Origin of the sequence: Amycolatopsis sp. NPDC058340 (assembly GCF_042723975.1) — a bacterium.
Classification (GTDB): domain Bacteria; phylum Actinomycetota; class Actinomycetes; order Mycobacteriales; family Pseudonocardiaceae; genus Amycolatopsis.
On record NZ_JBHXIB010000001.1, the window covers coordinates 584,871 to 611,479 of the forward strand.

Here is a 26,609-nt window from a genome sequence, read left to right on the forward strand (position 1 = left end):
CCGCCCCCGCCCCGGCTCGGCGCGTCGGGGCAGGACCTACTCGTCAGGCGGCCCGGGGGCTCCTCCCCCCGCTTTTTTTGCGTTTAACCCCCCCTTCAGCGCTGTGAGGCTAGATCGGCAGCTTCCGGAAGATCGGCCGGGGGATATGCCGCAGGGCCGACATGACCAGGCGGAACGGCGCGGGCGACCACACCAGTTCCTTGCCGGCGCGCGAGGCGGCGACGGCGGTCTCGGCGACCTGCTCGACGTCCACCGTCAGCGGGGCGTCTTTCATGCCTTCGGTCATCTTGGTCCGGACCTGGCCGGAGCGGACGACGGTGATCTGCACGCCGAACTCCGCCAGCGCCTCGCCGAGGCCCAGGTAGAAGCCGTCGAAACCGGCCTTGGAGGAGCCGTAGACGAAGTTCGACCGGCGGACCCGCTCACCGGCGACCGACGACAGCGCGATGACCTTGCCGTGCCCCTGCTTCTTGAGCTTGTTCGACAGCGCGACCCCGACGGACACCGCGGCCGTGTAGTTCACGGTCGCCGCCTCGACGGCCTTCGCGTGGTCCTGCCACAGCTCTTCCTGGTCGCCGAGCAGGCCGAACGCCACGACGGTGACGTCGATGTCGCCGCCCTCGAAGGCCTTGTCCAGCACGGCGGGGTGGGTGTCGAGGGCCTTGGCGTCGAAGTCGACCGTGGACACTTCGGCGCCCTTGTCCTTCAGGCGCTGAGCGGCCGCGTCGAGCCGCGGCGACTGCCGCCCGGCCAGCACGACCCGGAGGGGCCGCTCGGACAGGTACTTCTCCGCGATCGCGAGCGCGATGTCGGAGGTGCCGCCGAGCAGCAGCAGGGACTGGGGGTTGCCCACAGCGTCGATCACAGTTCCAACCTTCGGGACATGTCAGAGGCGAAAACGCCTTCGGGGTCAACGGAAGCGCGGACCTTGCGCCATTCCTCGAGCCGCGGGTACATCTTCGCGAAGTTCTCCGCGGAGGTGCGCGAGTCCTTCGCCGTGTACAGACGGCCGCCGAGGGCGAGCACGTCTTCGTCGAGTTCCTGGCAGAACCGGCTCAGCCCGTCCTTGATCGGGAAGTCGAGGCAGACCATCCAGCCGGGGTGCGGGAACGACAGCGGTGCCGGGTTGCCCTCGCCCATCTGCTTGAACACGTTGAGGAACGAAACGTGCCCGGAGTCGGCGACCTTCTGGATGATCCGGCGCAGCGGCTCGTGCGCGTTCAGCGGCGTGCTGAACTGGTACTGCAGGAAACCCTTGGACCCGTACGCCCGGTTCCACTCGCCGAACAGGTCGAGCGGGTGGTAGAAGGCGGTCAGGCTCTGGATCTGGTCGCGCGCGTTCTTCGCGGTCTTGCGGTAGTACAGCTCGCCGATCGCGGAGAACGACAGCTTGTTCGCCAGCCCGTTCGGGAACACGTCCGGCAGGGTCGCCAGGGTGCCCGGGTTGAACTTGAGCGGGTCGGCCCGCAGCTTGGGCGGCAGCTCGTCCAGCTTCGCGAGCGAGCCGCGCTGGAAGGCCGCGCGGCCGAGCTTCGCACCCGTGGAGATCGAGTCGAACCAGCCGGAGGAGTACGTGTAGTTGTCCTCGGAGCCGTCGGTGACCAGCGCCAGCGTCTCGTCGAGGTTCGCCGTGCGCTGGATGTCGGCCTTGAAATAGGCCGTCTCCGTCTTCGTCATCCGGATCTTGGCGCGGACGACGATGCCGGTGAGGCCGATGCCCGCCACGGTCGCCCAGAACAGCTCCGAGTCGGGGCCGTCCGGCGTGATCGTGCGCACCTGGCCGTCGGCGGTGACCAGGTCCATCGACACCACGTGGTTGCCGAAGCTGCCCGCCGAGTGGTGGTTCTTGCCGTGGATGTCGTTGGCGATCGCGCCGCCGATGGTCACCTGGCGCGTACCCGGCAGCACCGGGACCCACAGGCCGTACGGCAGGCCCTCGCGCATCAGCTTGTCGAGGCTGACCCCGGCGTCGAGGTCGACGATGCCGGAATCCGGGTCGATCGAGTGGATGCGGTCCAGCGCGGTCATGTCCACGACCAGGCCGCCCGCGTTCTGCGCCGGGTCGCCGTACGAGCGGCCGAGACCACGCGCGATGACCCCGCGTTCCCCGGCCCGCGTCACCGCCTTGGCGATGACTTCCACGTCGGGGGTGCTCAGGACGTCCGCGATGGTCGGCGACGTCCTTGCCCAGCCCATGAGCGACTGACGCTGTGTCTTGGGTGCTTGGGTCACGCCGACCAGGGTAACCACGCCGAACACTGCCCGGAACGTGACCCTGAAGTGCTCGCTTCTACACTTTGCGCATCAGCCCCAGCAGTTTATGAGGTAGAGCAGTGGTGGCGACCGACCCGAAAGCCGGCGTGACGGCAGCAGCGCCGTCCTCCCCTGGGCTGCTCGGGCAGCTCATCCGCTTCGGCCTCATCGGCGGCTTCTGCGCCCTGGTCGATTTCGGCGTCTACCAGGGGCTTCGTGCCCTCGGAATGGACGCGACGCCGTGGGTGGACATCGCTCGCGCGCTCAGCTTCATCGTGGGCACCACGACCGCCTTCTTCCTGAACCGCAAGTTCACCTTCGCCGGTGGACGTCAGGAGGGCGCGCGTCAGATCGGTAGCTTCGTGCTCCTGTACGCCGTCACGTTCCTCGTGGCCGTCGGCGTCAACCGCACGATGCTGCACGTCCTGCCGGAGTCGGCCTGGAAGGCCACCTTCGGCTGGGTCGTCTCGCAGGCAACCGCGACCGTGATCAACTTCGTCATGCTCAAGTGGGTCGTCTTCCGTGAGCCCCGCGCCACCGCCACCAGCACAGAGGAGAACTGAGGATTCATGCCCGGTAAAGCCGCCGTCACCGGAGAGGCCCCGAGCGCCATGGTGAGCACTGTCGACGACACCCGCTTCGCGGAACGCACCCCGCAGGGCCGTCTCACCGCGCAGCGCGGGCTCTACGCCGGCCCGGCCCCCATTGTCAGCAAGGACCTCTACGCCGAACTCGAATGGGGTACCGCCGTGCGCGAGCGCGGGGGCATCTCCATCGAGCCCGCGTCGAAGGTGTCCGGCAACACGTATTTCGGCCGGTTCCCCGCCAGCTACTGGCAGCGTTGGACCGACGTGACCGAGGTGCAGGTCGAGGCCGTCGTCACCGGTGACGGCCAGCTGTCCGTCGGCGCCTCCGACATCGAGGGCGACTCGCGTGTGGTCGCCGCCGAGATCGTCGCGGGCGCGAAGCAGCAGAAGGTGACGCTCACCGCGAAGCTCGACAAGTTCTACGACGGCGGCGCGCTCTGGCTCGACATCGAGACCGAGGGCGGCCAGTCGCTGCGTGTCGAGAAGGTCCGCTGGACGGTCGAAGCGCCGGAGAAGATCCGCCCGACCGCGGTGACCATCTGCACGATGAACCGCGCCGACGACTGCCTGTCGAACCTGCAGGCGCTCGCCGCCGACGTCTCCTCGCTGGAGACGCTCGACGCGATCTACGTCGCCGACCAGGGCACCGACCTCGTCGAGTCGCGCGACGGCTTCGAGCAGGTCGCGAAGGACCTCGGCGACAAGCTGCACTACATCAAGCAGCCGAACCTCGGCGGCGCCGGCGGGTTCACCCGCGGCCTCTACGAGGTCGCGGGCCACACCGAGACCGAGCACGCGAACGTCCTGTTCATGGACGACGACGTGCTGCTGGAGCCGGATCTGGTGATCCGGATGACCGCGTTCTCCAACCGCACGGTCAACCCGGTCATCGTCGGCGGGCAGATGCTGAACCTGCTGCACCCGAACCAGCTGCACGTCGGCGCCGAATACGCCCGGCTGAACACGCTGGAGCCCGGCCAGCCGGTGCAGCACTCGCTCTCGACCGCCGACCTGCTCGGCGTCGACGAGGAGACCCTCAAGCCGAACCGCCAGGAACGCCGCCTCGACGCCGGGTACAACGGCTGGTGGTCGTGCCTGATCCCGTACGAGGTCGTCAAGGCCACCGGTTACCCGCTGCCGTTCTTCTTCCAGTGGGACGACGCGGAGTACAGCTACCGTGCCCGCGCGCACGGCTTCCCCACGGTCACCCTTCCGGGCGCCGGCGTCTGGCACGCCGACTTCCACTGGAAGGACTGGGACGAGTGGCACCGCTACTTCAACCTGCGGAACTCGATCATCACCGCCGCGCTGCACTCGCCGTTCAACCTGAACCTGCTTTCGCGCGTGCTCGTCGCGCAGCTGGTCCGGTACCTGCTCGGCATGCAGTACGGCCTGTCCGCCACGCTGATCAAGGCCGTCGAGGACTTCCTCGAGGGGCCGGAGGTCCTGCGTGACGGCGGCGTCGCCGCGATGAAGGAGATCCGCCGGATCCGCGACGAGTACCCCGAGACCAAGCGGCACAAGGCCACCGACGTCCCGGGTATCGCGTCGAACGACATCGGCATCATCAACAGCGCGCCGCGGCCCAGCATGCAGCGCCTCGTGCTGATCAAGCGGATCCTCGACCGGGTGCTCGGCCGCAGCCGCCACTCGCTCGGCGCGATCCCGATCGACGAGGCCCACTGGTGGCACGTCGCGACCTTCGACACCGCCGTCGTCACCGACGCTTCGCAGGAAGGCGTGCGGGTCCGCTCGTACGACCGCGCGAAGATGTTCGACCTGGCGCGCCGGGGCGCGAAGGTGATCCAGCGGCTCCGTAAGGAAGGCGCGGCGGTGCAGGAGCAGTACAAGCGCGCCATGCCCGAGCTGACCTCGCGGGACAACTGGAAGCGGCTCTACGAGCTGTAAGCACTGACGTGAGCCGAAAGGGCCCTTCGCCGCATAAGACGCGGTGAAGGGCCCTTTCGCTGTGCTCGACTCTGGTCACCTGCCGCCGGGGGGTTGTGAAAGCCACTTTCGCAACCTTCAACGTTGCGAAAGTGGCTTTCGCAACCCCTCGCGCCGCGCCGCCCCAGCCGCTGGAAGGGGAGCAAGGGACCTTTAGTACCGCTAGCTTTCCTAGCGTCGCTAGACCCATCGCCGCCCAAGTAAGGGTAGCCTTACCGCATGACGGATCTGGTCACCCGAGCCCACGCCCTCGCCGACGATCTCCTCTTCCCCGCGGCCACCGAAGTCGACCTCAAGGGCGAAGTGCCCGCAAGCCACTTCGATGCCCTCGCCGCCGAAGGCTTCTACGGCCTCGCGGCGCCCAAGGAAGCCGGTGGCCCGGGCGCCGACCTCCCGACGATCGTCCAGGTCCTCGAGACGCTGGCGGGCGGCTGCCTCAGCACGATGTTCACCTGGATCCAGCACCACGGCCTGGTCGCGGCGCTCACGACGGCCGACAACGCCGACCTGCGTGACCGCTACCTCCCGCGGCTGGTCAGCGGGGAACTCAAGGCGGGCGCCGCCTTCGCCGCGGTGATCCCGACCCCGCCGAGGCTGCGCGCGGAACGCGTCGAGGGCGGCTACCTGCTCGACGGTGAGGCCCCGTTCGTCAGCGGTTGGGGCGTCATCGACCTGCTCCAGCTCTGCGCCCGCGACGGCGACACCGTCGTCAGCGCGATCATCGACCCGGTGGCGGGGGAACAGCTGGAGGTCCGGCCGCTCGACCTCGTCGCGGCGCAGGGCACGTCCACCGTGCACCTCGGCTTCACCCGCTACTTCCTGTCCGACGAACGCGTCTACGGCAAGATCCCGCACGCGGACTTCGTCGCGGGCAACACCTTCGCCTCCCGGCTCAACGGCTGCGCGCCCCTCGGCCTCGCCGCCCGCGCCGCGCGGCTCATCGAGGAGCTCGGGAAGGCCGACGTCGCGGCCGGAATCCGGGCCGAGATCGACGTCGTCCGCGGCAGGCTCGACGCGGCGCTCACCGATCCGCCGTCGCTGCCCGCGGCCAGGGCGGCGGGCGCGGAGCTCGCCTTCCGGGCCGCGGGCGCGCTGGTCGCGGCCAACGGCAGCACGTCGGTCCTCGCCGGACGACACCCCCAGCGGCTCGTCCGGGAAGCCACCTTCCTGCTGGTCGCCGCCAGCCGTCCCGAGATCAAAACGGGGCTGCTGGAGCTCTTTTCCCGGGACTAGTGGAGACCGAACACCCGCGTCTTGCGGTTCAGGTCGTCGATGTAGGCGGCGGCGACGTGGGAGAAGTTGATCGCCACCTCGGAGTCGTCCCTCGTCTGGATCGTCTGCACCGAACCGGTGCGGACGAAATGCGAGAGATCCTTGGTCAGCCGTTCGGTTTCTTCCGCCGTGAGCGCGAAGAGCAGCGGCTCCCCGCCGGTGGCGAGATGGAGGACGAGCGCGGGTTTCTGGTCTGCCATGAATCCATGGCACCAGCCCTGATCACGGCCGGGCAAGCGGGTTCGCTGCGGGCGTATCGGGCGCGTGGACTACGTTCATCCCGACGGACAAGACACCCGCGGGGGGAAATGGCGATGCCGCATTCGTTCTCGTTGTCGCTGGCGGCGGTGGACATCCTGCTCGAACACGGCCGGTTCGGGCCGGCGCCCGTCCCGTTCGAGATCCCGCACATCGGCACGACGACCGATCAGCGCGCGATGGTGCGCGAGGCGGTCTTCCGCGACCTCGAAGGCCGCGGCCTGATGCGCGGCGGCAGGCTGGACGCCGACGTCGAACTCGCGGTCGCCACGTTCGCCAACCCGCAGCTCGCCGTCTGGGCGGTCGCGCAGATGGACAAGGACAAGCAGCTGTTCGCGCGGGCGGCGACGAACGGGCAGTTCGGGGTACTCGTGCGCCAGGACGAGAACCTGCTCGTGTTCGAGGAGACCAGGCCGACCGCGATCGTCGCGTCGATCGTGGACCTGCTGCCGCTCACCCCGGCGGGCCCCGGTCAGTCGGTCACCATCGCGAAGCCGGCGAGCGCGCCGAAGCGCCCCCGGAACGACGACGCGTACGACCCCTTCGCCAAGGTCAGCGGGCCGCGGTCGCACGGGTCGAACCCGCAGCAGCGGCAGGTGGAGCGGATCTTCGAGAAACCGAAGACGCGGGTGGGCCAGTTCAGCGTGTTCATCCGCGGCGGCCAGGTCTTCCCGCCGCTGGCGTGGTTCGACACCGAAGCGGGCCGCTTCATGATGACTTCGCGTCAGGCGGCCGACGGGCAAAGCTGGCTGACCTACGCTCCCGCCGACAACGCGAGGATCGCACAGCAGCTGTACACCCAGCTCGAAGGGCAGTTCTGAACCACGGGGAACCGGGGTGACGCCCGTTTCGTCACAGTTTCGGAGATCTTCGGCGATCGGTGAATCACCGTCGCGCTGAGTGTCCGGCTAGTAGACTTCCGGGCGATACGCACGGGCGAGCAGACGAGGCAGTGGGGCGGGCGATGGCTTTCGAAGCGGACGGCGGACAGGCGGCACCGGACTTCTCGATCGGTTCCGCCGTGGGCGCGGCGGCCAACTACGTCGCGATGGGCGGCCTGAACGCGGCCGCGATCGCCCAGGTCAGCGCGGAGACCCAGAAGCTGGTCTCGGCCGCCAAGAGCGGTGGCTTCAAGATCACCGAGGAAGGCGTCAAGCCACTTCTCCAAGCGGTGCGCGACATGGGGACCGAGCTCGCCAGGCTGGAGCGGCAGACGATCCGGCTCTCCGAAGCGCCGCAACTCGGCGATCACCCGTACGGCAGGGCCGTCGCCGCCCACGACCACAAGGGCGCCGCCCAGTCGGCCAATTCGGCGAGTGCCGTGCTCGGCAAGTTCAAGCAAGTGGTGCAGGACACCGAAGAAGCGCTGTTGCGCGCGTCGGGCCAGTACAAGAAGAAGGAACAAGACACGGTCGAGGCGCTCGATCGGCTCAAGAACTGAGGCGGAATGAAGAAGCTGCTCCTCGTACCGCTGACGGCGGCCGCGTTCGTGCTCGCGGCTTGTTCCACCGAAAAGCCGGGCACCCCGTCCGCGGCGCCGTCGTCGCCCGCGCAAGGCGGCGAGTCCACCGCCCCGGCGACGACCACCGGTGGTGCCGACCCCGCGTCGATCGATCCGTGTTCACTCCTCGGCGTGGCCGATCTCGCTTCGTACGGCACTTTCAAGGCGCCGGTGCCTCAAAACGACGCCGGTGCCCGCGGCTGCGAGTTCACCAAGGAGAACGAGACGGCGGCGGATGCCGTTTCGCTCGGCGTCGACATCCGTGACAAGCAGGGGATCGACAGCGTCTCCGACGGCGGGAACGGCAAGACCACCGGCAACGTCAACGGCCGTAAAGCGGTGCTCGTCCCGAAACCGCCCTCCGGTTGCCTGATGGCGCTCGAAATCGGCGCCTCGGCCCGGGCCGACATCGTGGTCGTCGCCTCGGATCCGGAGAAGTCGTGCGGGATGGCGGAGAAGATCGCCGACATCGTCGAACCGAAGCTTCCGAAGGGCTAGGGGGACCAGGATGACCAGCAACAAGGCTCAGATGACCGAGCAGGAGTACGTCGCCGGTCTCTCGCCCCAAGCCCGGGACCAGTACTACCGGGACAAGGCGAGCGGCGAGGGCGGCGACGGGCCGTTCGGCATCTTCCAGCGGTTGATCGCGCAGGGCCGGGCTCAGCAGCAGTCCGAAGACGTCGGCGACAAGACCGTCGACGAGCTGACCAAGAACAAGGACGTCAAGTACGTCGAGGGGCTCGAGCCGCCGAACGGCGACTACCTCGGCTACGACCACGAGAAGCTCGAACAGTTCGTCAACAGCAACCTGAGCGTCGAACAGGTCTCCGAGGTCTCGACCGCGTACCACGAGATCCACAAGGCCTTCGACACCTTCTCGAGGACGATGGACCAGGCCGTCACCGCCTCGCAGGGCACCTGGGAAGGTGACGCGGCGGGCAGCGCGCAGGGCTATTTCAAGAGCCTCAGCAAGTGGTCGGAGACGAACTCCCAGAACGCGAAGCTCGCCTCCGAAACGATTTACGACCAGGGCACCGCGGCTTCCACCGTGAAGAACACGATGCCCAAACCGATCCCCTTCAGCTGGAAGGAAGAGGTCGGGGGGTGGATGACGTCGAACCCGTTCAACCTCGGGGAGAACATCGACAAGTCCATCCAGAAGCAGAAGGACAGCCAGGAGGCCCACACTCAGGCGGCCTCCGCCATGAACAGCTACGACAAGTCCTTGTACGAGGCCGCGTCGAAACAGCCGGTGTTCGCCGAGCCGCCGAAGTTCGGCGCGGGCGGCGGTGGCGGTATCGACGATCCGGGCAAGCCGCAGCCGTACCAGGTTCCGCCCGGCTCGAACACGCCCGGCTCCAACAACCCCGGCAACACCTACATCCCGCCCGGCAGTGGTGGCGGGGGCAGCGGTGGTGGCGGTGGCGGCTACGGCTCCAACCTGCCCGGCCCGGGCAGCACCACGGGGTCCGGCAGCCTTCCGGCGGGGACGACACCGTCCGGCTTCCAGAACGGGCCGGCGCCGATCACCACGCCCGGCCCGAACAACAACACCGCGATGCCGATCAGCCCCATGCCGATGGCACCGCCCATGATGGGCGGCGGTATGGGTGACTCGGACTACAACAGCCGAACCGGCCGCGGTGGCGGCGGAAGCGGGTTCGGCCCCGGCAGCGGCGGCGGTTCCACGCCCGGTTCGGGTTCCGCGTCCGGCGCGGCCCGCCCTGGCGGTATCGGTGCCGCCGAAGCGGCCGCCGGCCGCGGTATGGGCGGCCTCGGCGGTGGCGCCGCGGGCCGCGGCGGACCGGGGATGGGCGGCGGTATGGGCGGCCGCGGTCAGCAGGCGGACGGAGACGAGGACACCGAGCACCAGCGTCCGACGTACCTCGTCGAGGGCGACCCCGATGAGGTCTTCGGGACCGACATGCGCACCGCGCCGCCGGTCATCGGCGAGTAGACGGACGTTCGTGCGCCGACATGGTTTGGTGAGACGGACGGAAAAGGGGCCCCTCGCGCGAGCGAGGGGCCCCTTTTCCGTGGAACTCAGTAGCGGTAGAACTTTTCCTTGCGGCCCTGGCGAACCAGCTTGAGCCACTGCAGGAAAGCCTTCGGATCCCGCTTCACACCGACGAAGTACAGCCCGAACCGCAGCACTTCGAGCGCGCCGATCTTGCGCATACCCGGCTGGGACAGCAGATACCCGCGGTTGCGGTAGGTGTAGTAGCGCTTGACCTCGTTCTCCGGATCCTGCGCGTGGAACCGGCCGCCCAGCATCGGCTTGAACTCGTCCGAGCCGTCCGGGTGCAGGTACGCGGTCTTGAGCGAGGTGCCGAACGGAAGCCCGGAGCGCACCAGGCGCCGGTGCAGTTCGACCTCGTCGCCGCGGAAGAACAGCCGCAGATCCGGCACGCCGACGACGTCCAAAGTGGACGCCCGGAACAACGCGCCGTTCATCAGCGAGGCGATCCCCGGCAGGAAGTCGACGCCCAGCTCCGACGACGAACGCTTCCAGGTCAGCCCGCGCCGCAACGGGAACGCGAGCTTGTCCGGCGCGTCGATATTGGACACCACCGGGGAGATCTCGGCCAGATCCCGCTTCTCGGCCTCGTCCAGCAGGATCGCGAGGACGTTCTCGTCGGCGGGACGGCCGTCGTCGTCGGCCAGCCAGATCCAGTCCGCGCCAAGGGAAAGCGCGTGCAACATGCCGAGCGCGAACCCGCCCGCGCCGCCGAGGTTGCGGTGCGAAGGCAGGTACGTGAAGGGCAGCGGGTAGTTCTCGACGATGTCCCGCGCCGACTTGTCCGGCCCGTTGTCGACCACGACGAGGTGGTCGACCGGCCGGGTCTGCGCGGCGATCACCTTGAGCGAGTCCGCGAGCAGTTCCCGTCGATGGCGCGTGACGACCACGCCGACGACGGCGCCTTCGGGCAACTGCCGGGTCTCGTTCGTCATCCTTGGCCACCGTTCGTCGTCGCCACCGGCTCGGGTTCGATACCGAACCGTTCCAGCGTCTCCTTGCTCATGTTCTCGAACGGGTCGCGCCCCTTGTAGCCGGTGAGCACTTCGCGCAGCGAACCGCGCTGCTTGACGTGCCCCTCGTCCATCCAGATGGCGGAGTCGCAGAGCTCGAAGAGGAACTCGTCCGAGTGGCTGGCGAACACCAGGATGCCCGACCGCTTCACGAGGTCCTTGAGCCGGTCCTTCGCCTTGTTGAGGAACGCCGCGTCGACCGCGCCGATGCCCTCGTCGAGGATCAGGATCTCCGGGTCGATCGAGGTGACCACACCCAGCGCCAGGCGCACCCGCATACCGGTGGAGTACGTCCGCAGCGGCATCTGCAGGTAGTCGCCGAGTTCGGTGAACTCCGCGATGTCGTCGACGCGGGCTTCCATCTGCTTCGCGGTCATCCCGAGGAACAGGCCGCGGATGATGATGTTCTCCAGCCCGGAGATCTCCGGGTCCATGCCGATGCCGAGGTCGAAGACCGGCGCGATCTTGCCGGAGATCTTCGCCGAACCGCGGGTGGGCTCGTAGATCCCGGACAGCAGCCGCAGCAGCGTCGACTTGCCGGCGCCGTTGTGGCCGACGAGGCCGACGCGGTCGCCTTCGCGGAGCTGGAGGCTCACGTCGTGGAGGGCTTCGATGATCGGCACCTTGCTCTCGGTGCCGATCTTGCCGCCGACCTTGCCCAGCACCTTCTTCTTCATGGAGCGGGTCTTCGCGTCGAAAATGGGGAAGTCGACGTAGGCGTTGTGCACATCAATGCTGACCATCTGTCACACCCAATAAGAGACGCGGGAACGGTAATTGCGCATCGCGACCAGCGCGAGGCCCCAGCCGACGACGGTGATGCCGAGCACCACGTACCAGCTGTTGATGCTGACGGCCTGGCCGATCAGTGGCGCGCGCACGATCTGGATGAAGTGGAAAAGCGGGTTGGCATAGACGAACGGAAGAGCCCCCGAAATGCCGTCACGGGCGCCGCCCGCCATCAGCTGGTCGATCGGCCAGACGATCGGCGTCATGTAGAACAGCAGCTGAATGAGCGAGTTGATCACCTGCGGGATGTCCCGGTAGCGGGTCGAGATGATGCCCAGCAACAGGGTGACCCAGCCGGCGTTCAGCGCGAGCACCAGGATGCCGGGGATCGCGCTGAGCGAATACCAGCCGAGCCCGGGGTGACACAGGACCTGCCCGACGCACTCGCCGCTCATCGCGTACGGCTGGTCCAGGCTGGTGAAGAAGATCGCGACCACGATCACGTAGACGATCAGGTTGTGCGCCAGCATCAGCGTCTGGCGCCACACCGTCCGCAGCACGTACACCGAAAGCGGCGCCGGGAGCTGTTTGATCAGCCCCTCGTTGGAGATGAAGGTCTCCATGCCCTCGGACAGGCAGCCGCTGATGAAGCCCCAGATGATGAATCCGGTGCTGATGTAGGGCAGGAACGTCGCGGTCGGCAGGTTGAACAACTGCGAGTACAGAAGCCCCAGGCCGAGCGCGATGATGCCCTGGCTGATGGTGATCCAGAACGGGCCGATCACCGAGCGGCGATAGCGCTGCTTGATGTCCTGCCAGCCGAGGTGTCCCCACAGCTCTTTGGCGGCGAAACCGGTCTTGATATCGGCGAACGCGCGCGAAAAGGTCTTGCTGTCCGAAATCGGCGGAACCGAGGTCGGCGCAGCACCGTCGGCGGCGTGAACCGTGCTGGTGGCATGCACGGGAACGAGGGTACCGATGGGGCCGATGATGCCTGGGGCGCCCCGTCCCGACCACGGAACGCTACCGTCGGATTCGAACCCGAACGCGGTGCGTGTGCTGGTACTTTCTGCCCTCATGACTGCTGCACTCGGCGACGCGAGCCTGATGGTCAATCTGCTCGCCGCATACGCCGACCGGCCGGAGCCCCGTTCGGTGGCCGTGGTCGGGAATCAGCCGCTTCCGCCGGACCCCCGGCGGGCGAAGGCCATCGACGCGTGTGACCTCGTGATCCGCGTCAACGGTTTCGTCGTCGACGAGCCGGGCGGCCCCGAGACGGTCGGCAGCCGGGTGCACGTCGTGGTGTTCAACCGCGCCGTCCGCGCCACGAAGCACGTCTTCCGTGACTACCGCAAGCGGCTCTACCTGCTGGTCGAGCCGGGCCGGATGCACTGGGAACCCGAAGACATCCCGGGCTGGTGGCCCGGCGACCTCGGCTACGTGCCGGTGCCGAACCGCGAGGTCGTTTTGCCGCTTTCCGACGCGCTCGGGCTGCCGAGCCGCGAAGAAGGCCTGTGGTCGACCACCGGGACGCTGGCCGCCTGGATCGCGCGCACGTCGTTCCCGCACGCCACGCTGGTCCTGTCCGGGTTCTCGTTCATCGACGACCCCGCCCAGACCCACTGGGAGCACGCCGCGGGCGACTCCTGCATCGTCGGACCCGAGCACCGCATCGCCGCCGAGGGCAGGCTGCTGGACTCGTGGACGAAGACCGGCGAAACCGAACTCCTGCGCTGAACTCCAGCCAGCCCATCCCGATAAGGAACCCCATGGCAGTGCAGAAACTCCGCAGCGGCGTGATCGGCCGGATCGCCCGGCTCATCGACTTCCGGATCGACGAGCGGCTTCGCGACCTCAACGGGCGCGTCAACGACCTCGAACACGCCACCGCGGACCACCGTCGGCGGCTCGACGGCGCCGAGAGCGGCCTCGAACACGCCCGCGGCGACCTGCGCTGGACCCGCGCCGAGCTGGACCGCCTGATCCCGAGCGTCGCGGCACAGGAGGCCCAGCTGGAGGACCTGCGCGAGTCGCTGTCGCTGCCGGTGCACGCCGACAAGCCCGAGCTGGCCGAGGCGCGCAGCCTGATCCAGGAGATCCAGCGTCAGCACGCCCAGATCCGCGTCCGGCTCGCCGGGATCGCCCGGTACGAGGACCGGCTGCGCCGGATCGAGGACCGCCAGCGCGACACCATCGAGCAGGCGCAGTAGCCCCGTGCTGGCTCGTGAGGCCACGGAGGCCGACGCCGGGTTGCTGCTGGCCTGGCGGAACGACCCTCGTACGCGTCAGGCGTCCCGTTCGACCGCGGTGATCACGCTCGACGAGCATTCCGCTTGGCTGCGTGGGGTGCTGGCGTCGCCGGACAGGGTGCTGTACGTCGTCGAACTCGACGGGATCCCGGTCGGCACCGTCCGGTTCGACCGCGAGGACGAGGGCGTCTGGGAGGTCAGCATCACGCTCGCGCCGGAAAGCCGGGGCCGTGGACTGTCCGCTTCGGTGCTGGCGGAGGGCGAGCGGGCCTTCACCGCCGGTCACCGGGTGCGAGCGGTGGTCGCGGCCGTGCACCGGGACAACGCGGCGTCGGCCGCGCTCTTCGACCGCGCCGGATACGCCGAGACCGCGCCTGCCGTCGACGGTTTCCGGAAGCTGCGTAAGACTGTGTCCTGACCAGACCGTCGTCAGGGAGGCGTTTCGTCCATGTCAGCACAGGAAGTCCGGATCGGCGCGCACCGCATCGGGGCCGGGCATCCGCCGTTCGTCATCGCCGAAATGTCCGGTAACCACAACGGCGAGCTCGCCAGGGCACTGGAGATCGTCGACGCGATCGCCGAAACCGGGGCGCAGGCGGTCAAACTGCAGACCTACCGGCCGGACACGATCACGATCGACGTCGACGCCCCCGCCTTCCGGGTCAGCGACTCGCATTCGCTGTGGGGCGGCGAGAACCTCTACAAGCTTTACGAGCGCGCCCACACGCCGTGGGAATGGCACGAGCCGCTGTTCGAACGAGCCCGCTCCCGTGGCCTGGAGATCTTCTCCAGCCCGTTCGACCCCACCGCCGTCGAGCTGCTGGAGTCGCTGGACGCGCCCGCGTACAAGATCGCGTCGTCGGAGATCGTCGACCTGCCGCTGATCGAGCTGTGCGCGAAAACCGGCAAACCGCTGATCATCTCGACCGGGATGGCCAGCGTCGCCGAGATCGACGCGGCGGTCCGGACCGCGCGCGAGGCGGGCAACCACCAGCTGATCGTGCTCGGCTGCACAGCCAGCTACCCGGCGTCGCCCACCGAGAGCAACCTGCGTGGCCTGCCTGTCCTGGCGGGTGTGACCGGGACGCTCGTCGGCCTGTCCGACCACACACCCGGCATCGGCGCCCCGCTCGCGGCCGTCGCGCTCGGCGCCGTCGCCATCGAGAAGCATGTGACGCTGGCCAGGAGCGACGGCGGTGTCGACTCGGAGTTCTCCCTGGAGCCCGCCGAACTGGCCGCGCTGGTCACCGAATCGCACCGCGCGTGGGAGGCGCTGGGCGCGGCGGTGATCGGGCCGCGCGAGAGCGAGAAGGAAGGCCTGCGGCTGCGCCGTTCCCTCTACGTAGTCGAAGACGTGCGCGCGGGGGACACCGTGACGCGGGAGAACGTCCGCTCGATCAGGCCGGCCGGTGGGCTGGCCCCCGCCGAGATCGTGAACGTGCTCGGCCGCACCTTCTCCTCGGATGTCCCGAAGGGCACCGCGCTCACCTGGGGCCTGATCTAGCTCGTGAGTGGCAAGGACGGTTAGAACCGTCCTTGCCACTCACGAGGCCTCAGCCGAAGAACGCCTGGACTTCGTCGATGACGCGGTCCACGTCGGCGTTGGTCAGCGCCGGGAACAGCGGCAGCGAAAGCTCCTGGCTGTAGTACAGCTCCGCGTTCGGGCACATCCCGCGCCGGTACCCGAGGTCTTCGAACACCGGGTGCCAGTACGCGGGGATGTAGTTGACCTGTACGCCGATTCCCTTGCCGCGCAAGTGATCGAACAGCGCGCGGCGGCGTCCTTCGAGGACTCGCAGCGGGTACAGGTGCCACACCGGATCCGCGCCTTCGCGCACGGCAGGTGTCAGCACTCCGTCCAAAGAGGACAGTGCGGCGGTGTAGCGCGCGTGGATCTCCGCGCGGCGCTTCTTGAACTCCGCGAGCCTGCGCAGCTGGCTGCTTCCCAAGGCGCACAACACATCCGGCAACCGGTAGTTGAGGCCGAACTCGTGCACCTCCTGATGCCATGCGCCTTCGTCCGGATAACGCTGCGCCGCCTTGTCTCGCACCAGCCCGTGATTGCGGAAACCGCGGGCGCGCGTCAGCAGCTCGTCCGAACCGGCGACCACCGCGCCGCCTTCGGCCGTGGTGAGGTTCTTGGTGGGGAAGAAGGAGAACGTCGTGAGGTCGGCGAGCGAGCCCACCGGCCTGCCCTGCCAGCTTCCGCCCACCGAATGCGCGGCGTCCTCCAGCAGCAGCGCGCCGTTGTCGCGGGCGATCCGGCCGAGTTCGTCCAATTCGGCCGGGTGGCCGGCGTAATCCACGGCGGCGACGACCTTGGTGCGCGCGGTGACGGCCGCCGAAGCCGCCGCCGGATCGAGGTTGCCGGTGTCCGCCTCGACATCGGCGAACACGACCTTGCCGCCGAGCAACGCGGCCGTCGCGGCGGTGGCGACGAACGTCATCGGCGAGGTCACGACCTCGTCACCAGGGCCGACCCCGGCCGCCGCGTACGCGACGTGCAACGCGGCCGTGCCCGACGTGACGGCCACCGCGGGCGTGCCACCGGTGTGCTCGGCGAGGTCTTCTTCGAAGCGCGTGACGGCGGGGCCAGTGGTCAGCCAGTCGCCGCGCAGCACCTCGGTGACGGCGGCGATGTCCTCTTCCGAAACGGACTGACGGCCGTACGGCAGGAAGTCAGCCATACTGCTCGACCAGGTCGCGCAGCTCGTCCGCGTCGAGCCACAGGTCGTTGGTGTCCGAGCGGTAGGCGAAGTTCTCCGGCACGGCCTCGCCGCCGGTCGGCGGTTCGTAACCCCAGCCCGCGATATGCGGCTGGACGACGTACCGGTCGCTCAGCCGCACGGTGCGGCGGGCGTCGTCGGGGGCGATCATCTCTTCGTGCAGCTTCTCGCCGGGGCGGATGCCGACCTCGTGCATCGGCGAACCGGGCGCGATCGCCTGCGCGAGATCGACCAGCCGCATGCTCGGGATCCGCGGCACGTACAGCTCGCCGCCGTTCATCTGGTCGAAGGAATCGATCACGAACTGCACGGCCTGCGGGAGCGTGATCCAGAACCGGGTCATCTCCTTGTGCGTGATCGGCAGCGACTCGCCCTTGGCCGCGAGCGCGCGGAAGAACGGGATTACGCTGCCGCGCGAACCCATCACGTTGCCGTAGCGGACCACGGAGAACCTGGTCGGATGCGTCGCCGCGTAGTGGTTCGCGCTGATGAACATCCGGTCGGCGCACAGCTTCGTGGCGCCGTAGAGGTTGATCGGGCTGGACGCCTTGTCCGTCGACAGCGCGACGACCTTCTTCACACCCGTGTCGATCGCGGCCTCGATGACATGCTGCGAGCCGACGACGTTGGTCTGCACGAATTCGAACGGGTTGTACTCACCCGTGTCGACCTGCTTGAGCGCGGCGGCGTGCACGACGTAGTCGACACCGTGCATGGCGCGCTCGAGGCGGCGGCGGTCCCGGATGTCGCCGATGAACCAGCGCAGCCGCGGGTCGTTGTCGAACTGCTGGCGCGCTTCGTACTGCTTGAGCTCGTCGCGGGAGAGCACGACCAGCCGTCGCGGGTTCAGCTCGGCCAGGGCGTAGGTGATGAACGCCTTGCCGAACGAACCGGTCCCGCCGGTGAGCAGGATGCTGGAGCCATCCAGCTCGGACATCGTCGACCTCCGCGTTTCGGTGCTGTTGCCGCAGGACATCATGTCACCCATGGATCCAGACCCCGGGGCCCACGTGGTCAACGCCGTCATCCAGGCACGCGCGTCGTCCACCCGGCTACCTGGCAAGGTGCTCCGGCCCTTGGCGGGCCGCAGCGTCCTCGGCTGGGTCGTCCGCGCCGCCGCGGCTTCGCCGGGGATCGACAAGGTCGTGGTCGCGACCTCGACGGAAGCCGACGACGACGCGGTGGCCGAGGAGGCCGCCCGGCACGGTGCCCTGGTCGCCAGAGGACCGCTCGACGACGTCCTCGCGCGTTTCGCGGTCGCCATCGAGTCCTACCCGGCCGACGCCGTCGTGCGGCTCACCGCGGACTGTCCGCTGCTGGATCCCCAGCTCATCGGCCAGCTCGTGGCGCAGTGGCGCGCGCAGCCGTCGCTGGACTATCTGAGCACCGTGCTGGTGCGGACCCTGCCGCGCGGTTTCGACGCCGAGCTCGTGCGCGCCGGAGTGCTCGCCGAACAGATCGAGACGGCCCGGGGCGCCGATCGCGAGCACGTCACTTCCGGCGTCTACGCGAACCCGGAGCGGTACTCGTGCGCCGGGATCGTCGTCAGCCCGCCCGCCGACGACCTGCGCGTGACCTTGGACACCGTCGAGGACTGGTCGGTCATCGAAGCGATCGTCGCCGAACTGGGCGACCGTGTCGGCGACTGGCGCGAGGTGGTCGCGGTGCTGCGATCCCGGCCCGAGCTGGTGAAGCTCAACGCGCACGTCGAGCAGAAGAAGGTGGCCAGGTGACCAGGCTGCTGCTTCGCGCCGACGCCTCGCCGTCGATCGGCGCAGGCCACGTCTCGCGCATGGTCGCCTATGCCGAACGCGCCGTCGCGCGGGGCTGGGAGGTCGTGTTCGCGGGCCGGGTGGACAACGCCGAATGGCTGGCCGCCCGGTTCGGCGAGCTTTCGGTTCCGGTGGTGCCGTCCACTCCCTTCGAGGGTTTCGACGCGGTGGTCGTCGATCACTACGGCCTCGGAGAACTGCGTGAGGAGGTCAACGCCGCGGGCGCGCTGCTGGTGTCCATCGAGGACGACGTTTTCGGCAGGCGAGCTGCGGACCTCGTCGTCGACTGCGCCTTCGAGCCGATGCCGCGTCCTGAGGACGGCTCCGGGGAGTTGCTGCGCGGCGCGCGCTACGCGCCGCTGAGGGAAGCCGTCGTGCGTGCGCGCGAAAAGCGGTCCCAGAGCCCAAGCGGGGAACGACCGCGCATCACCGTCGTGCTGGGAGGCGGCGCGGAATGGGCCGAAACGGTCAGCGCGCTCTTACGGGCCCTTCGCGACACTCAGGAACCTTTCGAAGCCGACGTGCTCGTACGCGGTGAGCCGACCGTGCCCGAACCGCTGTCCGGTCAGGAGTTCCGGATCGCGCCGCCGGGGCCGGGCCTGCTCGATCTGCTGGTGGAAACGGACGTGGCGATCAGCGCGGCGGGGGTGACCCTCCTCGAACTGTGCTGCCTCGGGGTGCCCACCGCCGTCGTCCGGCTCGTGGAGAACCAGGACGCGGGATATCGCGCGGTACTCGATCTCGGGCTGGCGGCCGGGCTGGGGAGCGCGGACGCACTGGATGGCCGAGCCGCCGAGACGCTCAAGGGACTGCTGTCGGACCCGGCGACGCGTAACGGTCTTTCCGGGACTTCGATGGCTCTTGTGGACGGGCGAGGAGTCGACCGGGTACTGGACCGGCTGGAGACGAGGATGGCGGAATGACGACCACGGCGGAGCGAAGCGAGGCCGACGCCGTCCCGGAACCGAAACCGCGTCGAGGGTTTCTCGCCGTCTTGCTCGGTTGCGGAGCGCTGTTCCTCGCCGGGTGCTGGGCGGCGTGGTTCTTCACCATCGACGACGCCTTCATCACCTTCCGGTATTCGGCGAACATGGCGGACGGCCACGGTCCGGTGTGGAACGTGGGGGAAGACCCGATCGAGGGCTTCACGAACTTCCTCTGGATGCTCTGGCACGTCCCGTTCGCTCTCGCGGGCCTGCCGTTGGAGACCGTCGCCAAGGTGACGTCCGTCGTACTGGGCGGCTTGATCATGGTGATGCTGGTCCGCGCCGGCCATCGCGCGGCGGGCATCCTCGGTGCGCTCGTGGCGGGCGGCGCGCTGCTGCTGTTCGTACCGACCTACTTCCACGTCACCGCCGGCCTGGAGACCATCGCGTTCGCCGCGGTCGTGCTGCGTGCCGCCATCGTCGGCGTGGACCTCGTCCAGGGCCGCGCGGTGCGCGACTGGGAGCCGCCGCTCTTGCTGCTGCTCGCCGGGATGATCCGGCCCGAGGGTGTCCTCGCGACCTTCCCGGCGTTCCTCATCTGGCTGTGGCTCGGGCGCGGGCGACGCCGGACCTGGGCGCTCGCCGCCGCGGTCCTCGTCCTCGGAGGCGGATACTTCGCCTGGCGGTGGACGTACTTCGGGCATCCGTTCCCGAACACCTTCTACGTCAAGTTCGGCAACCTCGACGCCGGGTCGGTCTGGCTGGAGACCACCGCCTGGCTCGTTCTCCCGCTGCTGGCGCTGACCGCGTTCCTGCTGTTCCGGAGGGCGAGCAGGGGAGCGGGCCTGGTGCTGTCCTCGGTCGTCCTGCTGACCGGCATGACCTACGCGGTGTCCGGGCCGACCATGGACTACATCCACCGGTTCGCCTTCCACGCCTTCCCGGTGCTGTGCCTCGGCGCGGGACTGGCCATGGCGCACCTCGGCCGCCGGTGGATCGCCGCGGTGCCCGGCGCGGTGGCGGTCGGCTGGGTCGCCGTCGCCGGTGCCCAGTCGGCGGATCTGCCGGTGATCGCCAACTACGGTCCCGACCTGCAGCGTGCCCACGTCGCCATCGGCAAGGGCCTCGCGAACGCCCAGGTGCCGGAGGCGGCCCGGAGCCTGGCGGTCTCCGACGCGGGGGCGATCCCGTACTACAGCGGCTGGAAGTCGATCGACTACATCGGACTGAACGACGAGGCCATCGCGCACGGCGCCTCGCCGACGGACGTCGTCAAGGCCGTCCGCCCGACGGTCATCGTCGTCACCGCACGCGGGCCCGGCGCCACTCCCGGCTGGGCGTACGGCCTCGTCGTCCCCGACGCGGCGCGCGACTACCAGCTGGTCGCGGACGTCCAGATGCGCGAGGGCTACTTCCAGGAGGTCTTCGCCCTGCCCGAGCACGCCGCGCGGATCCGAGCGGCGCTCGATCAGTCCGTCGGCGAGGCACAGCGACGGAACGACCCCGGCCGGTACGAGGACACCATCGCCCGGTGGCTCGACCGTCTGCGTGCTCAACTGCCGGGAGGTTGAGGACCGCCGCTGTCCTCGATCCTCCCTACCGTCGCCCTCATGACCGACGAAATCACGCCGTTCACGATCGCCGTCCCCCAACGCGACCTCGACGACCTCGCCGCCCGCCTGGCGAACACCCGCTGGCCGGACGAGATCGACGGCGTCGGCTGGGGGCTCGGGACGCCGCTCGGGTACCTCCAGGAGCTCGCCGAATACTGGCGGCTCCGCTACGACTGGCGCGCCCACGAGGAACGCCTCAACGGCTTCCCCGGTTTCCTGACGAACATCGACGGCGCGAACGTCCATTTCCTGCACGCGCGGTCACCGGAGCCGGACGCGATCCCGTTGGTGCTCACGCACGGCTGGCCGGGGTCCATTGTGGAATTCCTCGACGTCGCCGGGCCCCTTTCGGATCCGCGCGCGTACGGCGGCGACCCGGGGGACGCGTTCCACGTCGTCGTCCCGTCGTTGCCGGGGTTCGGTTTCTCCGGGCCGACGACCGAAGCGGACTGGGGCACCGGGCGGATCGCCGATGCCTGGGGAGTGCTGATGTCGCGGCTCGGGTACGAGCGGTTCGGGGTGCACGGCGGCGACTGGGGCGCGATCGTGTCGCGCGAGGTGGGCGTCCGGTCCCCGGAGCGGGTGATCGGCGCGCATCTGACGATGTTGCCGCACGCGGTGCCGGAATCCGAGGCCGATCTCGCGGGGCTCACCGGTGAGGAACTGGCGCGGGGCGAGGCCGCGCTGGCGCGCGGGCGGGAGTTCCAGACCGGCGAGCTGGGCTACGCGATGATCCAGGCGACCAAACCGCAAACGCTTGCCTACGGGCTCACCGACTCGCCGGCCGGGCAGCTCGGCTGGCTCGTGGAGAAGTTCAAGTCCTATTCGGACTCGCGGGACGTGCCGGAGGACGCGATCGATCGCGACGATCTGCTCACCAGCGTGATGCTCTACTGGCTCACCGGCACGGCGAACTCGTCTTCGCGGATCTACGCCGCGTCGGGTCCGGCTTGGGGTACGCCACCGCCGGAGTCCACAGTGCCCACCGGCGTGGCTGTGTTCCCGAAGGACACCGGCCTGCCGATCCGGCACCTCGCCGAGCGCACCGACAACATCGTGCACTGGTCCACTCCGGACCGAGGCGGTCACTTCCCGGGGCTGGAGGTGCCGGATCTGCTCATCGACGACCTGCGGACGTTCTTCCGTCCGCTGCGCTAGAGGTACTGGCCGGGTCCGTGCGACTCGCCACCGGGCGCGTGCCCGCCCAAAGCGGCGCCGCCCGCGGACGGACCCGCCGGCAGCCCCCGCCGCATCTGCTCGAGCTGCACCCGAGCGGCCATCTGCTGCGCGAACAGCGCGGTCTGGATGCCGCTGAACAGCCCTTCCAGCCAGCCGACGAGCTGCGCCTGCGCGATCCTGAGTTCGGCATCGGACGGCGTCGAATCCTCGGTGAACGGCCGTACGAGCCGCTCCAGCTCGTCCTGAAGCTCGGGCGCGAGCGCCTGCTCCAGCTCGCGGATCGAGGTCTGGTGGATCTCGCGCACGCGGGTGCGGCTGGCGTCGTCCAGCGGCGCGGCGCGGACCTCTTCCAGCAGCTGTTTGATCATCGTGCCGATGCGCATCACCTTGGCGGGCTCTTCGACGAGGTCGCCGAGCGATTCCTCGCGTGCCTCCTCGCCGGAGTCGGCGCCGGGGGAGGCGACACGCGCGGTGCCGACCGGGGTGCCGTCGGGACCGACGACCACCACATGGTGTGTGGAGTCTCCTCCGCCGTCACCGGGGGTGGTCGATTCGCGGGAAACTGGGTCGGTCATGTGCTCCATCCTGGCCTACGTCGGGCGCGAAGCGCAGTGTGGTTTTCGGCGCCGTCTCCGAGCGTAGCGGGAATCGTCGCGCCCCGTGGTCGGGCAGCCAACCCCGGGTAAAGCGCCAAACCGCACGTCCGTACGGTGTCCCCATGGCGTTCGACGTCGCTCGTATCCGTGGGTTGTTTCCCGCGCTGGGTGACGGCTGGATTCACTTCGACGGCGCCGCCGGAATGCTCGTACCTGAACAGGTCGCTTCGGCCGTATCCACGGCCATGCGCGCTCCGGTGTCCGGGCCGGGCGGAGCGTTTCCGGCCTCCCAGCGCGCGGAAAGCATTGTCACGGCCGCTCGCCGGGCGGTCGCCGACCTGGTCGGCGCCGACCCGGCCGGAGTCGTGCTCGGGCCCAACGCGCCCGATCTCATCCGCCGTCTCGTCGACGCGATGGCCGATCGCTGGACGATCGGCGACGAGGTCGTGGTCTCCCGGCTCGACGAGGAGGCCAACCTCGCGCCGTGGCGCCGCGCGGCGAAACGCGTCGGCGCGGTCGTGCGCTGGGGCGAGATCGACATCGAGACCTGCGAGCTGCCCGCCTGGCAGTACGAGAACCTCGTCTCCGCGCGTACGAAGGCCGTCGCGGTCACGCTGGCGTCCGGTTCGGTCGGCACCCGGCCCGACGTCCCGACGGTGATCGAATTCGCCAAACGCGTCGGCGCGCTGGTCGTCGTCGACGCGACGTACGCGGCGCCGTTCGTGCCGCTGGACCTCAACGCGCTCGGCGCCGACGTGATGGTCGTTTCGGCACAGGCCTGGGGCGGGCCGTCGGTGGGGGCGCTGGTCTTCCGCGACCCCGAACTGCTCGAACGGCTGCCGTCGGTCTCGCTCGACCCGGCCGCGCGCGGTCCGGCCCGGATGGAGCTGGGGCCGCACGCGTACCCGTTGCTGGCCGGGCTGATCGCGTCGATCGACTATCTGGCCGGGCTGGACGACGCCGCGCTGGGCTCCCGGCGCGAGAAACTGGTGACGTCGCTGGGCTCGGCGAAGTCGTACCACGCGGGACTGCTGGCGCAACTGTCCACGGAGCTGCGTTCGCTGCGGCACGTCATGGTCATCGGTGACGCCATGCGCAGGATCCCCGCGCTCGCGTTCGCCGTCGCGGGCAAGAAAGCGCCCGAGGTCGCCGAATACCTGGCGTCCCAGGGGCTCTGCGCCTTCGCCGACGACGGCACGAGTGGTGTCTTCGGCTCGCTCGGCGCCGCCGAAGTCGGCGGCGCCGTCCGCATCGGGCTCGCGCACTACTCGAACGTCTTCGAGGTCAATCAGCTCGTCCGGGTGCTGGAAGAGATCCGCTAGCTCTTCGCAGCAAGAAGAACCTTGCCGAAAACCGTGCCTTCTTCGAGCGCCCGGTGCGCCGAAGCGGCTTCGGCCATCGGGACGACCTGACCGACGATCGGCTGCACCGAACCCTGCTCCACCAACGGCCACAACCGCTCGCGGACGTCGGCGACGATCGCCGCCTTCTGCGCCAGCGGCCGCGAACGCAGGCCCGCGCCGAACACACTCGCGCGTTTGCCCATCAGCTTGCCGATGTTCAGCTCACCCTTGACGCCACCCTGCATGCCGATGATCACCAGCCTGCCGTCCATGGCCAGCGCGTCGATGTTGCGGCCGAGGTATTTGGCGCCCATGTTGTCGAGGATGACGTTCGCGCCGCCGGTTTCGGCGCGCAGCACCTCGACGAAATCCTGTTCCTTGTAGTTGATCGCGAGGTCGGCGCCGAGCTGACGGCAGCTCTCCAGCCGTTCTTCCGAACCAGCGGTCACCGCGACCGTCGCGCCGAGCGCCTTGGCGACCTGGATCGCGTGCGTGCCGATCCCGCCCGCGCCGCCGTGGACGAGCAGGACGTCACCCTCGGACAAGCCGGCGTGCATCACCACATTCGCCCAAACCGTGCAGGCGACTTCGGGCAGTCCGGCGGCCGCGAGCAATTCGACTTCGGCGGGAAGCGGAAGCAGTTGTCCGGCGGGCACGGCGACCTTTTCCCCGTAGCCGCCACCGGCGAGCAAAGCACAAACTTCGTCGCCGATTCGCCATCCTTCGACGCCTTCGCCGATTTCGGCGATCGTGCCCGAACATTCGAGTCCGAGGATTTCGCTGGCACCCGGCGGCGGGGGATAGTTTCCCTGGCGTTGCAGCAGGTCAGCGCGGTTGACGGCACTGGCGGCGACTTCGATGACGACTTCGCCTTCACCGGCGACGGGATCGGGGACCTCGGTCCATTCGAGAACATCGGGTTCGCCGGGCTCACGGATGGTGATCGCGTACATACAAACGACCCTATCCCGGTGTCGTAAAGTCCGCCGAACGTCGGTTGACCTGTGGCGCAAACCACACAAAGGTGACGCCCATGTCATATTCGCGAAGAAGCATTGTTCCCTCGATCGTGGTGATGGCCACCGCCGCGCTCACGGTCGGAATGGCTCCCGCTGCGACGGCGACGACCGGGCTCGACGGCCCCGCGCTGGCCAGGCAGCTCGTCAACAAGGTCGACGTGAACAACGTCAACCGGCATCTGATCGCGTTCCAGCGGATCTCGGACGCGACCGGTGGCCGCCGGGCGGCCAGCACCGAGGGCCACAAGCGGTCCGCGGAGTACGTCGCCACGAAGCTGGAGCAGGCCGGCTTCACGGTCACGCGTCAGGAGTTCCCCTTCACCTACGCGGAAACCCTCGCGGAGAAACTGACGGTCGCGGGCGCCGACGTCCCGATCATCATCATGTCCTACAGCCCGTCGACACCGGACGGCGGAATCACCGCCCCGCTCGCCGTGGTCCCGGTGGACGACACCAGCGGCTGCGAAGCGGCCGACTACGCCGGCGGGGTCGCCGGCAAGATCGCGCTGATCCAGCGCGGTGGCTGCTCCTTCGCGCAGAAGCAGGCGACGGCCGCCGAGGCGGGTGCCATCGGCGCGATCGTCTACAACAACGTCCCGGGCCCGGTCAACGGCACCCTCGGCGACCCGTCCGCGGCCAAGATCCCGACCGGCGGCATCACCCAGGCCGACGGCCAGGCGCTCGCCGGCCAGGCCGGTGCCTCGGTCACCCTCGACCTGCGTGCCTTCCAGGAGGCGCGGACCAGCTACAACGTCCTCGCCGAGACCAAGACCGGCCGCAAGGACAACGTCGTGATGCTCGGCGCCCACCTCGACAGCGTCACCGAGGGCCCCGGTATCAACGACAACGGCACCGGCTCCGCCGCGCTGCTGGAGACCGCGCTGCAGCTGGGCAGCAAGCCCAAGGCCAACAACGCCGTCCGCTTCGGCTGGTGGAGCGCCGAGGAGTTCGGCCTCGTCGGCTCGACCCACTACGTCAACTCGCTGAGCTTCGAGCAGCAGCTCGACATCGCGCTCTACTACAACTACGACATGATCGGCTCGCCGAACGCGGCGTACTTCGCCTACGACGGTGACAACTCCGACGGTGTCGGCGCGGGTGCGGGCCCGTACGGTTCCGCGCAGCTCGAGAAGACCCTGGTCGACTACCTGCAGCTCGGCAAGGGTGTTCCGGTCGAGGGCACGGACTTCACCGGTCGCTCCGACTACGGGCGGTTCATCGCGGTCGGCATCCCGGCCGGTGGCCTGTTCACCGGTGCCGAAGGCGTGAAGACCGCGGCGCAGGCGGCCAAGTGGGGCGGCAGCGCCGACGTTCCTTACGACAAGTGCTACCACCAGGCTTGCGACAACCTCGGCAACGTCGACCGCGTCGCGCTCGAACGCAACTCCGACGCCGTCGCCTGGGCGCTGGGCGTGTACGCGACCAGCACCGCGAACATCAACGGTGTCTCGGGCAGCTCGGCCGCGAAGGCGAAGGCCCTTCGCGCGACTGAGCGGTCTCAGCAGCGGAGCATGACGGCTTCCGTCCAGGCCGACGACCACCACGTCGCCGCCTGATCCTCAAGAAGCCTCGTGAGTGGCAAGGACGGTTCTAACCGTCCTTGCCACTC

At 68.9% G+C, this 26,609-nt stretch carries 27 protein-coding genes; 17 read left to right on the forward strand and 10 right to left on the reverse strand.

All coding sequences use genetic code 11. The features are described from left to right. Positions 1-109 precede the first annotated feature (109 nt). Positions 110-865 (reverse strand): decaprenylphospho-beta-D-erythro-pentofuranosid-2-ulose 2-reductase, encoded by a 756-nt coding sequence (locus ACFWIW_RS02820; protein WP_378366799.1) that lies wholly within the window; start codon positions 863-865, stop codon positions 110-112. After that, complete coding sequence (locus ACFWIW_RS02825; protein WP_378366800.1) at positions 862-2,232, reverse strand: FAD-binding protein; 1,371 nt, start codon at positions 2,230-2,232, stop codon at positions 862-864. Before ACFWIW_RS02825 ends, ACFWIW_RS02820 begins: the two co-directional genes overlap by 4 nt. A gap of 101 nt (positions 2,233-2,333) precedes the next feature. On the opposite strand from ACFWIW_RS02825, the gene ACFWIW_RS02830 reads away from it, so the two are divergent. The 3 genes from ACFWIW_RS02830 to ACFWIW_RS02840 all read left to right on the forward strand — a co-directional run bounded on the left by ACFWIW_RS02830 (position 2,334) and on the right by ACFWIW_RS02840 (position 6,020). Next, on the forward strand, positions 2,334-2,816 hold the full coding sequence (locus ACFWIW_RS02830) for a GtrA family protein (RefSeq protein WP_037333430.1): 483 nt from the start codon (positions 2,334-2,336) through the stop codon (positions 2,814-2,816). Positions 2,817-2,822: 6 nt separating this feature from the next. Continuing rightward, on the forward strand, positions 2,823-4,748 hold the full coding sequence (locus tag ACFWIW_RS02835) for a glycosyltransferase (RefSeq protein WP_378366801.1): 1,926 nt from the start codon (positions 2,823-2,825) through the stop codon (positions 4,746-4,748). A gap of 258 nt (positions 4,749-5,006) precedes the next feature. Then, entirely contained in the window at positions 5,007-6,020 is a 1,014-nt protein-coding gene (locus tag ACFWIW_RS02840) for an acyl-CoA dehydrogenase family protein (RefSeq protein ID WP_378366802.1), read from the forward strand. Here the strand turns inward: ACFWIW_RS02840 and ACFWIW_RS02845 are convergent. Beyond that, the gene (locus tag ACFWIW_RS02845; RefSeq protein WP_240596176.1) at positions 6,017-6,259 is read right to left on the reverse strand and encodes a hypothetical protein; all 243 of its coding nucleotides are present in this window, start codon (positions 6,257-6,259) and stop codon (positions 6,017-6,019) included. The two genes, ACFWIW_RS02840 and ACFWIW_RS02845, sit on opposite strands and share 4 nt — an antisense overlap. 114 nt (positions 6,260-6,373) lie before the next feature. Here ACFWIW_RS02845 and ACFWIW_RS02850 point away from each other — a divergent pair, with 114 nt between their 5' ends. The 4 genes from ACFWIW_RS02850 to ACFWIW_RS02865 all read left to right on the forward strand — a co-directional run bounded on the left by ACFWIW_RS02850 (position 6,374) and on the right by ACFWIW_RS02865 (position 9,775). After that, positions 6,374-7,138: an ESX secretion-associated protein EspG gene (locus ACFWIW_RS02850; protein ID WP_378366803.1), complete on the forward strand. Its 765-nt coding sequence runs from the start codon at positions 6,374-6,376 to the stop codon at positions 7,136-7,138. A gap of 143 nt (positions 7,139-7,281) precedes the next feature. After that, positions 7,282-7,758 carry a hypothetical protein gene (locus tag ACFWIW_RS02855; protein WP_378366804.1) on the forward strand — a complete coding sequence of 159 codons (477 nt, stop codon included), beginning with the start codon at positions 7,282-7,284 and terminating at the stop codon, positions 7,756-7,758. A gap of 6 nt (positions 7,759-7,764) precedes the next feature. Beyond that, positions 7,765-8,316, forward strand: coding sequence for a DUF3558 domain-containing protein (locus ACFWIW_RS02860; RefSeq protein WP_378366805.1), 552 nt, complete (start codon positions 7,765-7,767; stop codon positions 8,314-8,316). Positions 8,317-8,326: 10 nt separating this feature from the next. After that, the gene (locus tag ACFWIW_RS02865) at positions 8,327-9,775 is read left to right on the forward strand and encodes a hypothetical protein (RefSeq protein ID WP_378366806.1); all 1,449 of its coding nucleotides are present in this window, start codon (positions 8,327-8,329) and stop codon (positions 9,773-9,775) included. An 86-nt stretch (positions 9,776-9,861) separates the two neighbouring features. Here the strand turns inward: ACFWIW_RS02865 and ACFWIW_RS02870 are convergent, their stop codons facing one another. The 3 genes from ACFWIW_RS02870 to ACFWIW_RS02880 are packed head-to-tail and all read right to left on the reverse strand — an operon-like array spanning position 9,862 to position 12,539. After that, complete coding sequence (locus tag ACFWIW_RS02870) at positions 9,862-10,770, reverse strand: glycosyltransferase (RefSeq protein WP_378366807.1); 909 nt, start codon at positions 10,768-10,770, stop codon at positions 9,862-9,864. Then, entirely contained in the window at positions 10,767-11,591 is an 825-nt protein-coding gene (locus tag ACFWIW_RS02875) for an ABC transporter ATP-binding protein (protein WP_063277308.1), read from the reverse strand. Before ACFWIW_RS02875 ends, ACFWIW_RS02870 begins: the two co-directional genes overlap by 4 nt. A gap of 3 nt (positions 11,592-11,594) precedes the next feature. Beyond that, entirely contained in the window at positions 11,595-12,539 is a 945-nt protein-coding gene (locus tag ACFWIW_RS02880; RefSeq protein ID WP_378366808.1) for an ABC transporter permease, read from the reverse strand. 145 nt (positions 12,540-12,684) lie between these two features. Here ACFWIW_RS02880 and ACFWIW_RS02885 point away from each other — a divergent pair, with 145 nt between their 5' ends. The 4 genes from ACFWIW_RS02885 to pseI are packed head-to-tail and all read left to right on the forward strand — an operon-like array spanning position 12,685 to position 15,330. Then, a complete protein-coding gene (locus ACFWIW_RS02885; protein ID WP_038507558.1) occupies positions 12,685-13,314 on the forward strand; it encodes a hypothetical protein in 630 nt (209 codons plus the stop codon). A gap of 32 nt (positions 13,315-13,346) precedes the next feature. Continuing rightward, on the forward strand, positions 13,347-13,787 hold the full coding sequence (locus ACFWIW_RS02890; protein WP_378366809.1) for a hypothetical protein: 441 nt from the start codon (positions 13,347-13,349) through the stop codon (positions 13,785-13,787). A 4-nt stretch (positions 13,788-13,791) separates the two neighbouring features. Beyond that, positions 13,792-14,244, forward strand: a complete 453-nt coding sequence (locus ACFWIW_RS02895; RefSeq protein WP_378366810.1) for a GNAT family N-acetyltransferase — start codon at positions 13,792-13,794, stop codon at positions 14,242-14,244. 30 nt (positions 14,245-14,274) lie between these two features. Further along, positions 14,275-15,330 (forward strand): pseudaminic acid synthase, encoded by a 1,056-nt coding sequence (pseI, locus tag ACFWIW_RS02900; protein WP_378366811.1) that lies wholly within the window; start codon positions 14,275-14,277, stop codon positions 15,328-15,330. Between the two features lie 49 nt (positions 15,331-15,379). Here the strand turns inward: pseI and ACFWIW_RS02905 are convergent, their stop codons facing one another. Both ACFWIW_RS02905 and pseB read right to left on the reverse strand, forming a co-directional pair. Then, positions 15,380-16,513, reverse strand: a complete 1,134-nt coding sequence (locus ACFWIW_RS02905; protein WP_378366812.1) for a DegT/DnrJ/EryC1/StrS family aminotransferase — start codon at positions 16,511-16,513, stop codon at positions 15,380-15,382. Beyond that, positions 16,506-17,489 (reverse strand): UDP-N-acetylglucosamine 4,6-dehydratase (inverting), encoded by a 984-nt coding sequence (pseB, locus tag ACFWIW_RS02910; protein WP_038507572.1) that lies wholly within the window; start codon positions 17,487-17,489, stop codon positions 16,506-16,508. The genes ACFWIW_RS02905 and pseB overlap by 8 nt, the downstream gene beginning before the upstream one ends. Before the next feature lie 49 nt (positions 17,490-17,538). On the opposite strand from pseB, the gene ACFWIW_RS02915 reads away from it, so the two are divergent. The 4 genes from ACFWIW_RS02915 to ACFWIW_RS02930 are packed head-to-tail and all read left to right on the forward strand — an operon-like array spanning position 17,539 to position 22,021. Next, positions 17,539-18,285 (forward strand): cytidylyltransferase domain-containing protein, encoded by a 747-nt coding sequence (locus ACFWIW_RS02915; RefSeq protein WP_378366914.1) that lies wholly within the window; start codon positions 17,539-17,541, stop codon positions 18,283-18,285. Further along, on the forward strand, positions 18,282-19,247 hold the full coding sequence (locus ACFWIW_RS02920; protein ID WP_378366813.1) for a spore coat protein: 966 nt from the start codon (positions 18,282-18,284) through the stop codon (positions 19,245-19,247). Before ACFWIW_RS02915 ends, ACFWIW_RS02920 begins: the two co-directional genes overlap by 4 nt. After that, entirely contained in the window at positions 19,244-20,821 is a 1,578-nt protein-coding gene (locus tag ACFWIW_RS02925) for a hypothetical protein (protein WP_378366814.1), read from the forward strand. The genes ACFWIW_RS02920 and ACFWIW_RS02925 overlap by 4 nt, the downstream gene beginning before the upstream one ends. Positions 20,822-20,860: 39 nt before the next feature. Further along, positions 20,861-22,021 (forward strand): epoxide hydrolase family protein, encoded by a 1,161-nt coding sequence (locus ACFWIW_RS02930; protein WP_378366815.1) that lies wholly within the window; start codon positions 20,861-20,863, stop codon positions 22,019-22,021. Here the strand turns inward: ACFWIW_RS02930 and ACFWIW_RS02935 are convergent. Continuing rightward, entirely contained in the window at positions 22,018-22,626 is a 609-nt protein-coding gene (locus ACFWIW_RS02935; protein WP_378366816.1) for a bacterial proteasome activator family protein, read from the reverse strand. The two genes, ACFWIW_RS02930 and ACFWIW_RS02935, sit on opposite strands and share 4 nt — an antisense overlap. A gap of 134 nt (positions 22,627-22,760) precedes the next feature. Between ACFWIW_RS02935 and ACFWIW_RS02940 the strand changes: the two genes are divergently transcribed. Further along, the gene (locus ACFWIW_RS02940) at positions 22,761-23,960 is read left to right on the forward strand and encodes a cysteine desulfurase-like protein (RefSeq protein WP_016330709.1); all 1,200 of its coding nucleotides are present in this window, start codon (positions 22,761-22,763) and stop codon (positions 23,958-23,960) included. Here the strand turns inward: ACFWIW_RS02940 and ACFWIW_RS02945 are convergent. Beyond that, on the reverse strand, positions 23,957-24,934 hold the full coding sequence (locus tag ACFWIW_RS02945; protein WP_378366817.1) for an NAD(P)H-quinone oxidoreductase: 978 nt from the start codon (positions 24,932-24,934) through the stop codon (positions 23,957-23,959). The genes ACFWIW_RS02940 and ACFWIW_RS02945 overlap by 4 nt on opposite strands. Before the next feature lie 80 nt (positions 24,935-25,014). Here ACFWIW_RS02945 and ACFWIW_RS02950 point away from each other — a divergent pair, with 80 nt between their 5' ends. Beyond that, positions 25,015-26,556, forward strand: a complete 1,542-nt coding sequence (locus ACFWIW_RS02950) for a M28 family peptidase (protein ID WP_378366818.1) — start codon at positions 25,015-25,017, stop codon at positions 26,554-26,556. Positions 26,557-26,609: the final 53 nt, after the last annotated feature.

Coding starts and splice junctions, on each gene's coding strand:
- ACFWIW_RS02835 (WP_378366801.1), top strand. CDS start 2,823: ATGCCCGGTAAAGCCGCCGTCACCGGAGAGGCCCCGAGCGCCATGGTG.
- ACFWIW_RS02840 (WP_378366802.1), top strand. CDS start 5,007: ATGACGGATCTGGTCACCCGAGCCCACGCCCTCGCCGACGATCTCCTC.
- ACFWIW_RS02845 (WP_240596176.1), bottom strand. CDS start 6,259: ATGGCAGACCAGAAACCCGCGCTCGTCCTCCATCTCGCCACCGGCGGG.
- ACFWIW_RS02850 (WP_378366803.1), top strand. CDS start 6,374: ATGCCGCATTCGTTCTCGTTGTCGCTGGCGGCGGTGGACATCCTGCTC.
- ACFWIW_RS02855 (WP_378366804.1), top strand. CDS start 7,282: ATGGCTTTCGAAGCGGACGGCGGACAGGCGGCACCGGACTTCTCGATC.
- ACFWIW_RS02860 (WP_378366805.1), top strand. CDS start 7,765: ATGAAGAAGCTGCTCCTCGTACCGCTGACGGCGGCCGCGTTCGTGCTC.
- ACFWIW_RS02865 (WP_378366806.1), top strand. CDS start 8,327: ATGACCAGCAACAAGGCTCAGATGACCGAGCAGGAGTACGTCGCCGGT.
- ACFWIW_RS02870 (WP_378366807.1), bottom strand. CDS start 10,770: ATGACGAACGAGACCCGGCAGTTGCCCGAAGGCGCCGTCGTCGGCGTG.
- ACFWIW_RS02875 (WP_063277308.1), bottom strand. CDS start 11,591: ATGGTCAGCATTGATGTGCACAACGCCTACGTCGACTTCCCCATTTTC.
- ACFWIW_RS02885 (WP_038507558.1), top strand. CDS start 12,685: ATGGTCAATCTGCTCGCCGCATACGCCGACCGGCCGGAGCCCCGTTCG.
- ACFWIW_RS02890 (WP_378366809.1), top strand. CDS start 13,347: ATGGCAGTGCAGAAACTCCGCAGCGGCGTGATCGGCCGGATCGCCCGG.
- pseI (WP_378366811.1), top strand. CDS start 14,275: ATGTCAGCACAGGAAGTCCGGATCGGCGCGCACCGCATCGGGGCCGGG.
- ACFWIW_RS02905 (WP_378366812.1), bottom strand. CDS start 16,513: ATGGCTGACTTCCTGCCGTACGGCCGTCAGTCCGTTTCGGAAGAGGAC.
- pseB (WP_038507572.1), bottom strand. CDS start 17,489: ATGTCCGAGCTGGATGGCTCCAGCATCCTGCTCACCGGCGGGACCGGT.
- ACFWIW_RS02915 (WP_378366914.1), top strand. CDS start 17,539: ATGGATCCAGACCCCGGGGCCCACGTGGTCAACGCCGTCATCCAGGCA.
- ACFWIW_RS02925 (WP_378366814.1), top strand. CDS start 19,244: ATGACGACCACGGCGGAGCGAAGCGAGGCCGACGCCGTCCCGGAACCG.
- ACFWIW_RS02930 (WP_378366815.1), top strand. CDS start 20,861: ATGACCGACGAAATCACGCCGTTCACGATCGCCGTCCCCCAACGCGAC.
- ACFWIW_RS02935 (WP_378366816.1), bottom strand. CDS start 22,626: ATGGAGCACATGACCGACCCAGTTTCCCGCGAATCGACCACCCCCGGT.
- ACFWIW_RS02940 (WP_016330709.1), top strand. CDS start 22,761: ATGGCGTTCGACGTCGCTCGTATCCGTGGGTTGTTTCCCGCGCTGGGT.
- ACFWIW_RS02945 (WP_378366817.1), bottom strand. CDS start 24,934: ATGTACGCGATCACCATCCGTGAGCCCGGCGAACCCGATGTTCTCGAA.
- ACFWIW_RS02950 (WP_378366818.1), top strand. CDS start 25,015: ATGTCATATTCGCGAAGAAGCATTGTTCCCTCGATCGTGGTGATGGCC.